General features: G+C 52.2%; 12 protein-coding genes. 4 read left to right on the top strand and 8 right to left on the bottom strand.

The window, feature by feature from the left end; translation table 11 throughout:
• Window positions 1-117 precede the first annotated feature (117 nt).
• Window positions 118-1,047, top strand: a complete 930-nt coding sequence (rlmF, locus tag EPIR_RS06560; protein WP_048697166.1) for a 23S rRNA (adenine(1618)-N(6))-methyltransferase RlmF — start codon at window positions 118-120, stop codon at window positions 1,045-1,047.
• A gap of 5 nt (window positions 1,048-1,052) precedes the next feature.
• Here rlmF and ybiO read toward each other — a convergent pair whose 3' ends face one another.
• From ybiO to rhtA, 7 genes are all read right to left on the bottom strand, one after another.
• The gene (gene ybiO / locus EPIR_RS06565; protein WP_023654541.1) at window positions 1,053-3,308 is read right to left on the bottom strand and encodes a mechanosensitive channel protein; all 2,256 of its coding nucleotides are present in this window, start codon (window positions 3,306-3,308) and stop codon (window positions 1,053-1,055) included.
• A 124-nt stretch (window positions 3,309-3,432) separates the two neighbouring features.
• Window positions 3,433-4,155 carry a glutamine ABC transporter ATP-binding protein GlnQ gene (glnQ, locus tag EPIR_RS06570; protein ID WP_023654542.1) on the bottom strand — a complete coding sequence of 241 codons (723 nt, stop codon included), beginning with the start codon at window positions 4,153-4,155 and terminating at the stop codon, window positions 3,433-3,435.
• Window positions 4,152-4,811: a glutamine ABC transporter permease GlnP gene (glnP, locus tag EPIR_RS06575; protein ID WP_023654543.1), complete on the bottom strand. Its 660-nt coding sequence runs from the start codon at window positions 4,809-4,811 to the stop codon at window positions 4,152-4,154. The genes glnQ and glnP overlap by 4 nt, the downstream gene beginning before the upstream one ends.
• 100 nt (window positions 4,812-4,911) lie before the next feature.
• Complete coding sequence (gene glnH, locus EPIR_RS06580; RefSeq protein ID WP_048697054.1) at window positions 4,912-5,658, bottom strand: glutamine ABC transporter substrate-binding protein GlnH; 747 nt, start codon at window positions 5,656-5,658, stop codon at window positions 4,912-4,914.
• A gap of 289 nt (window positions 5,659-5,947) precedes the next feature.
• Entirely contained in the window at window positions 5,948-6,211 is a 264-nt protein-coding gene (locus EPIR_RS06585) for a DksA/TraR family C4-type zinc finger protein (protein WP_048697168.1), read from the bottom strand.
• 82 nt (window positions 6,212-6,293) lie between these two features.
• The gene (gene dps, locus EPIR_RS06590) at window positions 6,294-6,797 is read right to left on the bottom strand and encodes a DNA starvation/stationary phase protection protein Dps (protein ID WP_048697057.1); all 504 of its coding nucleotides are present in this window, start codon (window positions 6,795-6,797) and stop codon (window positions 6,294-6,296) included.
• A gap of 357 nt (window positions 6,798-7,154) precedes the next feature.
• Window positions 7,155-8,051, bottom strand: coding sequence for a threonine/homoserine exporter RhtA (rhtA, locus tag EPIR_RS06595; RefSeq protein ID WP_023654548.1), 897 nt, complete (start codon window positions 8,049-8,051; stop codon window positions 7,155-7,157).
• A 363-nt stretch (window positions 8,052-8,414) separates the two neighbouring features.
• On the opposite strand from rhtA, the gene ompX reads away from it, so the two are divergent.
• Window positions 8,415-8,924: an outer membrane protein OmpX gene (ompX, locus tag EPIR_RS06600; RefSeq protein WP_048697060.1), complete on the top strand. Its 510-nt coding sequence runs from the start codon at window positions 8,415-8,417 to the stop codon at window positions 8,922-8,924.
• A 242-nt stretch (window positions 8,925-9,166) separates the two neighbouring features.
• On the opposite strand, the gene EPIR_RS19335 is transcribed toward ompX, so the two are convergent.
• Complete coding sequence (locus EPIR_RS19335; protein ID WP_476729624.1) at window positions 9,167-9,274, bottom strand: hypothetical protein; 108 nt, start codon at window positions 9,272-9,274, stop codon at window positions 9,167-9,169.
• A gap of 179 nt (window positions 9,275-9,453) precedes the next feature.
• On the opposite strand from EPIR_RS19335, the gene mntR reads away from it, so the two are divergent.
• Both mntR and EPIR_RS06610 read left to right on the top strand, forming a co-directional pair.
• Window positions 9,454-9,906 (top strand): manganese-binding transcriptional regulator MntR, encoded by a 453-nt coding sequence (gene mntR, locus EPIR_RS06605; protein WP_023654551.1) that lies wholly within the window; start codon window positions 9,454-9,456, stop codon window positions 9,904-9,906.
• An 83-nt stretch (window positions 9,907-9,989) separates the two neighbouring features.
• On the top strand, window positions 9,990-11,108 hold the full coding sequence (locus EPIR_RS06610) for an SLC13 family permease (RefSeq protein WP_023654552.1): 1,119 nt from the start codon (window positions 9,990-9,992) through the stop codon (window positions 11,106-11,108).
• Window positions 11,109-11,194: the final 86 nt, after the last annotated feature.

Raw genomic sequence — 11,194 nt, forward strand, 5'->3', positions numbered from 1 at the left:
TATGGCGGGTACGCGACACAGGGCGTCTTAAAAACGTGAGGCGGAAAAATGACGCCAGTGGTTTACCATTATTTCCTCAGCAGGTATCTTACGCGCCTGCTGATAAGAGACTTATTTATGAAAACCGCTGCTGAAAAAACCGTGCTTCACCCGCGTAACCGCCATCGCGGCCGTTATGATTTTGCTGCGCTGATAGCCAGCCATCCGCCGCTGGCACCCTTTGTCGCGGTGAATAACTGGGGTAGCGAGTCGATAGACTTTGCTAATCCTGAAGCGGTAAAGGCGCTGAATCAGGCGCTGCTGCACCATTTTTATCAGATAGCTCACTGGGATATTCCGGAAGGTTTTCTTTGCCCGCCGGTGCCGGGGCGCGCTGACTATATCCACCACCTTGCCGATCTGCTGGCGGAGGATAACCGCCGCGTGGTGCCACGTGAAATCAACGTGCTGGATGTTGGCTGCGGCGCGAATCTGATCTATCCGCTGATCGGTCACAGTGAATACCAGTGGCGCTTTACCGGCAGTGAAGTGAATGAGCGGGCAATGGCCGCAGCCAACGCCATTATCGCCGGTAATCCGGGACTGAATCGCGCTATCCGCCTGCGTCGTCAGAAAGAGAGCCAGGCAATATTTAGCGGCGTGATCCACAAAAACGAGCTGTACCAAGCCACGCTGTGCAACCCGCCGTTCCACGCATCGGCCGCCGATGCGCATCAGGGCAGCCAGCGAAAACTGCGCAATCTCGGCCTCGACCGTCACTCGCCGCTGAATTTTGGCGGTCAGCAAGATGAACTGTGGTGTGAGGGCGGCGAAATCGCGTTTATCCGCCGTATGATTGAGGAGAGCGCCAGTTTCGGCCGACAGTGCGTCTGGTTTAGCTCGCTGGTGTCACGTAAGGAAAACCTGCCGGAGCTGTGGCGGGCGCTGGAAGAGGCCGACGTGGCGGCAATGCGCACTATTGATATGGCCCAGGGGCAGAAGCAGAGTCGCTTTATTGCCTGGAGCTTTATGGAGCAGCCGCAGCGTGCCCGGCTGCTGGCCAGATAAGCGTCTTATTTTGGCGCGTTCAGCACCGCAAAGCTGGCCGCGCCGTCAATATCAGTTCCGCTCTGCATGACCTGTACCGTCTGTAGCGGGGTTCTGATCCCCGCCGCGTCGAAGTGCTGTTTAACCATGCTGTCCAGCGCGAAACGCACCGTCCACTGCTTCAGCGGTTGAGTGGTGAAGGAGACGCGTACGGTAAATGACTGATTAGTTAATCCCACCAGCCCGGAAAATGCGGGTTCACCGATCACCATCGATCGAATGTTGTTGTCCTCCAGCAGTTCTTTAACCGCCGCCTGTAGGGTGGCATTGACCCGCCCGGTATCTTCACGCCTGTCGACATCATAATTGGCGACGAAAGAGCCGATGCCGCGCACGAAGTTAGCAAAGGTGGTGATCGAGGACCAGGGGATAATGTGATAAGCCCCGGTGTCCTGCCGCACGCCGACCGAACGGATCGACATGCGTTCCACCGTCCCGGTTATCGCCCCAATAGTCACCAGATCGCCGGTGTTCATGCCGTTTTCAAACTGAATAAACACCCCGGTAATAATATCTTTCACCAGGGTTTGTGAGCCGAATGATACCGCCAGCCCCAGCGCGCCTGCACCCGCCAGCAACGGAGCGATATTAACGCCAATCTCGGAGAGCAGGATCATAATGGTAATACTGCTGATGATCACCGCCAAGGCGTTACGAAATAGCGTAAGTAGCGTGCGTGTGCGGGCGCTCGGCATGGGTCGTCCGTGCGAGTCGGAGGCAAGACGGCTCTCTATCAGGCTGGCAAGTAAGGTCCAGCCCACGGCGGAAAAGAACAGGATAGCCACGATGCGGATCAAAATATCGACCATCTTCTCGCCTGCTCCTTCCGTTAGCCAGTGCCACAGGTCGAACAGATTCCAGGCATTCAGCAGCAGTAGGGTGGCAGCAAAGACGGTCAGTACGCGTGCCAGTTTAAGCATGGCTGAAACCCAGCCGTTGACGCGGTTCTGTAGCTCAGGATAGCTGTTGCGCAGTTCCGGGGAGAGAACGATAGTTTTATGGATCCAGCGCGTTAGCACGCCGCAAACCAGTGCTGCGCTGCCGATAATCGCCAGTGAAAGCACGCTGGCAGCCATCATAAACTTCAGGCTGTTGCCGGGGTTGAATATAGAGAACAGAAACAGGGTGATAAAATAGGCGCAGGCCAGCCAGTGCCAGAACAGTGCAAATGCACGGATAAATAGCGCGAAAAAGGCCAGAGAGCGATCCGCCAGGTGAGTCAGCTCCTGCTGGATATGCTGCTTGTTATGAAAAATCAGGTACAGCGCCCAGATCGTGACCAGCCCCATAATCACCACGTTAACCAGTGCTGCGACCTGCACGTTAATCTGATTGGAGACAATCGGGACAATCACCAGTAGCCCGTAACCAATTAATCCGCTCAACCAGCTTAAACGAGTATTCCAGTAGGCGGCGCGCACGTCCGAGAGGTGGAAAAAACGCAGCTGTGGGTAGCGCGCGCAAAATATCATACGCAGGATGCACTTAAAGAACTCAATCAGAGCGAAGGCGTTGAGCAACAGGCCCTGCTGATAAGCGATAGTGCGGCTGCTGGCATTCAGGTTATCGCTGAGTATCTGGCCGACAAACAGCGCTAATGCCAGCAGCAGCAGGTCGATAATAAAAGCACCCACAATGGTGGCCGGTAGGTGCAGCCAGTTGCGGCGATCCTGATTCTTCCGGCGGCCCCAGTCTCCCATCCGGCGATAGAGCGGTGAGACCGCCCAGCGTAACAGCCAGTAAAAGGCGTACAGTGCGGCTGTCAGCATGGCGAAATGACGCAGTGCCTTCAAAAACGTCTGCTGATTGAAAGGCTTATGTGGGGCATAGACGATACTGTCATGCAGAACCTGTAGACGGGTGGCAAATTGTCCGCCGAAATGACGGCTGACGTCGGTCACGCTCTGCAAAACGGTTTTATCTTCTTGTTCTTCAGCGGGCGGCGTCAGTACCGGCTCAGTTGAGGCTGCTTGCGTGGTCGCCGCCGTGCGTAGCTGCTCGATCAGCTCCCTGCGCGAGCTGTCATTGTCGAGGATATTGGCAAGGGCGGCCCAGGCGGCTTTTTTCTCGTCCGGGCTGGGTTCTGGCTGGCTGTTACTGCCAGACTGCGACTGCGTGGCGGCGAGCGCCGCAGGTAATGTCACGGCCTGGGCCTGTGGCAGCCAGCCAGCAATGGCCGTTAATAACAGCAGTATACGCAGCAGCGAGGTAAGTCCCGACATCCTCTTCTCCTTTCATGACGTGCAGCAGAAAAGTATAGACCGTCAGAACGGGCTGGCAGCAATAACAGCCATTTTGTTACTCAAAGGAAAGCAGGGGCGGGCATTCGCTCGCCCCTGGAGGGTATTACGAAACGTGCTGCAAAAACTCACGCAGACGCGCACTGGGTGGGTTAGTGATCAACTCGTCGGGATGACCATCTTCGGCGATACGGCCTTTATCGATAAAGATCAGCCGGGATGCCACTTTCTGCGCGAAGCCAACCTCGTGGGTAACGATCACCATCGTCATGCCTTCTTCGGCCAAGTCCTGCATCACTTTTAACACTTCATGACGCAGTTCCGGGTCGAGCGCCGAGGTCGGTTCGTCAAACAGCATCATCTTAGGTTTTACCGCCAGCGCGCGTGCAATGGCAACGCGCTGCTGCTGTCCACCGGAAAGCTCGGAAGGGAAGTGATCGGCACGTTCAGCCAGGCCTACTTTGCCCAGCAGCTCGCGAGCCAGACGCTGCGCATCCTCTTTTTTAGCGCCGCGCACGCGGATCGGGCCAAAAGCGACGTTATCCAGCGCGCTCATCTGTGGAAACAGATGGAACTGCTGGAACACCATACCTGCTTCCTGGCGGATCAGGCGGTCATCAACCTTAGGGTCGTTAACTTTTATGCCGTCGACAATCAGTTCGCCACTGGTGATCTCTTCCAGTTTGTTAATGCAGCGCAGCAGGGTCGATTTGCCGGAACCTGACGGCCCGATTATCACCACCACTTCACCCTGGTTAATGTTCAGGTCGATGTTATGCAGCACCTGGGTCGCGCCAAAGTGCTTGGAAACGTTCTTAAATTCAATCACAGGATTTTCATCCTTCTCTCAAGGCGACGCAGCACAAAGCTCAGCGCCAGGGTAATAATCAGATAGATAACGGCAACGGCGCTCCAGATTTCCAGCGCGCGGAAGTTACCGGCAATAATTTCCTGGCCCTGACGGGTCAGTTCTGCCACGCCGATCACGATAAACAGCGACGTGTCTTTAATGCTAACAATCCACTGGTTACCCAGTGGCGGCAGCATACGGCGCAGTGCCAGCGGCATAATGACATAGCGCAGCGTTTCACGGCTGGAAAGGCCCAGCGCCAGTCCCGCTTCACGAAATCCACGGTTAATGGACAGCACCGCACCACGGGTAATTTCGGCGATATAAGCGCCGGAGTTGATCATAATGGTGACCACCGCCGCGCTGAACGGGTCGATTCTTAAATCGTTAAACGCCATCGGCAGGGCAAAATAGATAAACATCACCTGCACCACAATCGGCGTGCCACGGATCAGCTCAATAAAAACCAGCGCGATGTTACGTGACAGCCAGCCGCCGTAAGCACGGGCGAAACCGGCTACCAGACCGATAATCACCCCGCCAACCAGCCCGAGGACGGAAATTAGCAGGGTCATCCTCGCGCCTTCGAGCAGGATGGGAATAGCAGGCCAGATAGCGCTCCAGTCAAACTGCATGTTTATTCTCCGGGTCGAAAACCCTTTGTTGCTTATGGGAAAAACGAAGGGGACAGCTTTCGCAAATCCCCTTGCGTTAAGTTAATACCAGTCTTCGTTTTTATTTAGGTTCGCTGCCAAACCATTTTTTATACAATGTGTTATAGGTGCCGTTTTCACGCAGGGTTTTCAGCGCGCCGTTGACTTTTTCACGCAGATCGTCGCTGCCTTTCGGGAAAGCAATACCATACTGCTGGGCTTCAATGGAGTCACCTACGGCTTTAAACTGACCCTTACCAGCGGTGTTGATAAAGTAAAGAATGTTTGGCGTGTCGTGCAGCACCGCATCGGCGCGATTGGTACCCAGTTCCATGTAGGCGTTATCAATATTAGGGAACTGGCGCAGGTCTTTGTATTTGATGTGCTGTTTTGCATAGTCAACGGAACCGGTGCCGCTCTTAACTGCTACCACTTTACCGTTCAGGTCATCGATGCCTTTTACGGCGTCGTTGTTTGCCTTGACCATCACCAGCAGGCCGCTTTTGTAGTAACCGTCAGAGAAAGCGATAGCTTTTTTACGCTCATCGGTAATGGTGATCCCGGCCAGCGCAAGGTCAATGTTACGTGTTTGCAGCGCGGGAATAATACCGCTGAAATCCATCGGCTTCAGCGTGTATTCCATGTTCAACTGTTTGGCAACGGCATCCCACAGATCGATATCGAAACCGACATATTTGCCACCCTGCTTAAATTCGAAGGGTACAAAGGCGGTATCGGTAGCCACCACCAATTTTTTTTCGGCAGCTGTGGAAGAGACAGCAAATGCCAGCGTCAAAGCGGCAATTGAAACCTTAAAAATCGACTTCATCATCTTATCCTTATCGCTTTTGGGAAAGGTCTTACCCAATTACATGCCCGCAGCCCTATGAAAAAATCGTGCCAGTTTGTTAATTTTTATTTAAAACAGCAGGTTGGATATGTCAGGTGTCACCAAACCTGGCACGGTTAGCGCGTTGCACCTTTTTGGGGTTCTATTATGGTGCATGATGACCATAATGGTGCGTACGATACTTAGCTAATATCAGGATGAAAACAACTCTGTCAGAGATGAAAATGTTGTTAATGCCAGTTGGCGCATGTTTTGAGCTGAAATCTATTCAGCGCAGCTGGCTGTCTTTGCTGCCACGGCGGTTGTACAGGCTGGCTGCCTGACGGTCATCGTGCAACTGCTGACACTGAATACAGAATTTGACACCGGGTAGTGCTAAACGACGGGGTTCGGGAATGGGGTCTCCGCACTCTTCACATTCGGTGGCGCTAACACCCTGATGCAGGGCGCGGCGTGCGCGCACTACGGCATCATCAACGGTGGAATCAATCTGTTCCTGCACGGCATCATCGTGTGCCCAACCACTGGCCATAATACCTCCAAATAAATAAAAAAGAGCAGGTGGCTTGGCCATCTGCTCCCTGATTAATACGTTGACGATGTGTCAGACGGTATTACTCAATATTGGACTCGATGAACCACAGGAATTTATCCAAGTCACGCGATGCGGCGGTGAAGATATCAGCCGTATCTTCGTCCTCGACTTCGCTGATGGCTTTACGCATATCGTTAGCCACCACGCCGTAGCGGTCTGCCAGCGCTTTTAAGTGATCCTGTACGCTGTGAATATTCAGCGGGTAGCTTTTCAGCGGCGTTCTGTCATTAACAACCTGGGCAGTACCCAGCGCAACGCCGCCCAGCTGAACAACACGCTCGGCGATGGTATCCTGATGATCGGTAATGGCGGTGCGGAAACCATCCAGCATTTCATGCACGCCAATAAAGTTGGCTCCACGCATGTTCCAGTGGGCCTGCTTGGTAATCAAAGACAGATCGATAAGTTCAGTAACCAGACGATTAAGCACCTCGATGGTGGCTTTTTTCTCGTCTTCAGCCACATCGTTACGGGTGTAAATCAGATCAGAAGATTTTGTTTTAACCAGTTTAGCGGTACTCATCATTAATATCCTCTTAATGGTCTTGTTGTGCAAAATTGAATACGGGGATCAGTATAGCACCGATTTTAAAGCCTGCCGGAAAGGTCGCACCTATTGATGACATAGTGGTGAGCTGTTGACGGAATAACACATTAAATTCTCAGGACTTAATAAAGCTAATAATGAGTTTTATTTTCATTCGTATTTTAATTTTTTGTTTTTAATCGGGTTTTCCCCCTTTTTATCTTCATTGTCGGAGGGGGTATTTCGTTACTTGCGAATGACTTAATGTGTCAACGATACGTCAATGTCTGGCAGATAATTTATTCTCTGCCAGAGCATGACCTGCGAGAGTCGATCCCCGCAGGCAGTCAACTCTTATTCGTTGAGTTTATTTATCGGGGTAATTTTCGGTTTCGCTGGTCGCATGGTCAGAGTCGATCCTGCCGATGCAATAATAATGGAGAGCAGCGCCAGCCATTGAGTCAGCGTTAGCACCTCGCCGAGGAACAGCATGCCTGAAATCGCAGCCATAGCGGGTTCGAGGCTCATTAGCGTTCCGAAGGTGCGTGCCGGCAGGCGAGTCAATGCCATCATCTCCAGCGAATAGGGTAGAGCGCTGGACAAAACGGCTATCGCCAGCCCAATAGGGATCAGTGACAGTGTCCAGATACCTGGGTTGGCATACACCAGCCCGAGCGGAACAAAGACCAGCGCACCAATCAGCGTTCCTGCTGCCACGGTCGCTGGACCGTGCTGACTGCCTGCACGCTGTCCGGCCAGAATATAGATGGCCCAGCACCCCCCGGCGGTCAACGCCAGCAAGGCCCCGATAGGGTCAACGCTGCCAATATCATGACCAATTGGCAATAAAAAGAACAGCCCAATCACGGCCAGCGCAATCCAGACAAAATCCAGCGCACGGCGCGAACCGGCTAAAGCCAGCACCAGCGGGCCTGTAAATTCCAGCGCCACCGCAATACCCAGCGGCACGGTGCGGATGGAAAGATAGAACGCGTAGTTCATTCCACCCAGCGCCAGACCGTAGATAATGAGCGGCACAATCTGCTGACGGTTAAAGTGCAGTCGCCAGGGTTTAAAGATGATACACAGAATGAGAGTAGCCAACCCGAGGCGCAGCGCGGTAATACCTGCCGCGCCGACGGTGGGGAACAGCGTCTTTGCTAATGCGGCTCCTCCCTGAATAGACGTCATGGCAATAAGTAGCAGCGCGACAGGCTGCCAGATAGCATTTTTTACCGGTAAAGAAGACATCCTGTTTCCAGCCTTTAATGATCCGTAGTAGGTGAAGACCCGGCGTTTAGTGTACCGGATGAAGTGAATAAACTGACTCTACAGGTAAAAAAAAAGTCTAAAAAAAGCTCAAAATATAAGCGTTGAAGGTAAAAATTTGTCATCTTTTATTAGGAATTATCTCAATGAGGTTTTTTTTTCACTTATTAAACGGGATTATTCCTAACAAAAATATAATAAAAAAGAATGACATAAGTCCTTTCATTAACTTTCTGTTACACCAAACAGTTCGTTTGACAACAAAATCGGGGCAGAGTTTCGGGTCATTTTTTGTTATATTTTCAGCGTTGTCAGGAGAGAAGTACTTTCACATTTGAGGTGGTTATGAAAAAAATTGCATGTCTTTCAGCTTTAGCTTGTGTACTGGCGGTATCTGCTGGTTCAGCAATGGCACAGAGCACCGTTACTGGCGGTTACGCTCAGAGTGATTATCAGGGCCAGGCTAACAAAGCCAACGGCTTCAACCTGAAATACCGCTACGAGAACGGCAGCGATCCACTGGGCTGGATCGGTTCTTTCACCTACACAGAGAAAGATCGTACTGATGCTGGTGATTACAAAAAAGGCCAGTACTATGGCGTTACCGGTGGTCCTGCTTTCCGTCTGAATGACTGGGCGAGCATCTACGGTGTTGTCGGTATCGGCTACGGTAAATTCCAGTCAACTGGCGCAGATCGCGCCAAGTCTGACTTCAGCGACGTAGGCTTCTCCTACGGTGCCGGCATGCAGTTCAACCCAATCCAGAACGTTGCTCTGGATGTAGGTTATGAGCAGAGCCGTATCCGCAGCGTTGACGTTGGCACTTGGACTGCTGGCGTAGGTTACAGCTTCTAAGTTGTCCGCCGCAAGTCCGTTTTCCGGACTCACGTTGTAGAAATCCGCCTTTCGGGGCGGATTTTTTTTGCGCAACATCCTGCCGCAGCTGGCTGATAGAGTGTGTAACGCGTAAAAAGGGAGCCTGCTGGCTGGCGGTTCAGGCTTGCTGCTTCAGGTCAGGCCGACAAGATGGCCGCGCTGACACAGCGACATTATCCTGCGTGAATAAAGGGTAGGTTATGGAGTCGGGCGGAAAGGGGTCAGGAAGGCCGGGCAGTGGGCGCTGGTTTTATCAGCATTTCCAGCAGCATCAGGCGCAGCGTAAACGGCGAGCGGCAAAATAATTTTAACAGTAGTGGAAGTTTCATCTGATGGCCCTCCGGTCAGTCAGGTTATGAACGAATTATCAACAGGTATAGCATAGGCTATATCCTATAGCCAGAGCTAATATGCAAAATTTTGTGCTTCCCGGCGGTTCGTTTACAATGTGCCACCAAGCGGCCGATACGGTGGTTGAATGTATTGGTTAATAAAAAGAGGAAGCTGAATGAGTCGTCGCGCAAAAGTTGCAGTGTCCGCGCCACTGAAAGATGTCGAAGAGCATGTCGAAGGCTTCCGCCAGGTACGTGAAGCGCACCGTCGTGAATTAATCGATGACTATGTTGAGCTGATTTCAGACCTGATCCTTGAATTTGGCGAAGCGCGTCAGGTTGATATGGCCGCTCGTCTTGGCGTATCGCAGCCAACGGTGGCTAAGATGTTGAAACGTCTCGCCACCGGCGGTCTGGTTGAGCAGGTACCCTATCGCGGCGTATTCCTCACCCCTGAAGGGGAGAAGCTCGCCAGCGAAAGCCGTGAACGCCATCACATTGTAGAAACATTTCTTCTGGCGCTCGGTATCAGCCCGGATACGGCCCGTCGCGATGCAGAAGGCATTGAGCACCATGTCAGCGATGAAACTTTGGCCATTTTTCGCAAATTTAGTGAAAGTCGACAATAACCGTCATATGACCAGTGCCAGTAGCATCGCTTTATTTGACCATCGCCGATGTGACACGAAAGCTAACCGGATTTCAGCAAGCTATGATGATGTCGCTTTTTAAGCCTTTTTTGCACGATCGGTTTTTGCATCTGCTTATTGTTTTGGGTGTGATGTTGGCCTGTTTTGTGCCTTTCAGGCTCACTGAACTCCCGCAGGCCGTGGACTGGCCCACCATGATCATCTTGTGTGGTCTGCTAATGCTGACTAAGGGGATTGAGGCCAGCGGTTACTTCGATATGTTGGGCCGCCGCCTGTTGCAGCGATTTGAAAATCAGCGTCACCTGGCGCTGTTTCTGGTAAGCGCAGCGGCATTGCTCTCCACTTTTCTCACTAATGATGTGGCGCTGTTTATCGTTGTGCCTCTCACGCTTTCTCTGCGTAAGTATTCGTCACTTCCCATTGCCCGTTTGATTATTTTTGAAGCATTGGCTGTTAATGCCGGTTCACTGTTAACGCCCATTGGTAATCCACAAAACATCCTGCTGTGGCGTCATGGCACCTCCGGCTTTGGTGCATTTATCTGGCAGATGATGCCTCTGGCGCTATGGCTGTTTTTCTCTCTTCTTATACTGACTGCCTGCTGTTTTTCTGCGAGAAAAATCAAACGGCATTCGCCGCAGAATGAGACACCCTGGCAGCGGCGCTTGCTCTTTATTTGCGCGCTGCTTTACGTCCTGTTTATCATCACGCTTGAGCTGGATATTGCCTTATGGGGGCTGATGTTGGTGCTGGCAACCTGGCTGGTGCTGGCCCGGCGGCTGTTGTTGAGCATCGACTGGTGCCTGCTGGCGGTATTTATTGTCATGTTCATCGATGTGTTTTTATTCTCACGATTGCCGCTTGTTCAGTCATGGTTACCCACAGTGAATCAACTCCCGGAAAGTGGGCAATTTCTACTGGCGGCAGGCTTATCGCAGGTAATGAGCAATGTCCCGGCCACTATCCTGCTGCTTGGCAACCAGCCGCCTTCGGTACTCCTGGCCTGGGCGGTAAATATCGGCGGTTTTGGCCTGCTGCCCGGCTCACTGGCAAATCTGATTGCGTTGAGAATGGCGCAGGGAAACTGTATCTGGTGGAGCTTTCACTATTATTCGCTGCCCGTATTAGGCTGGTCTTTGCTCAGTGGCTGGGGTCTTTATGTACTGATTCACCGCATCTAACCACAGATAAATCTTTATTGTCAGGAAAGCCTGGTATTTGTCAGTTTTGCTCCTATGGTTATATCAGGCTGAATAATTGCGTCCCC

Source organism: Erwinia piriflorinigrans CFBP 5888 (assembly GCF_001050515.1).
GTDB classification, from domain to species: domain Bacteria; phylum Pseudomonadota; class Gammaproteobacteria; order Enterobacterales; family Enterobacteriaceae; genus Erwinia; species Erwinia piriflorinigrans.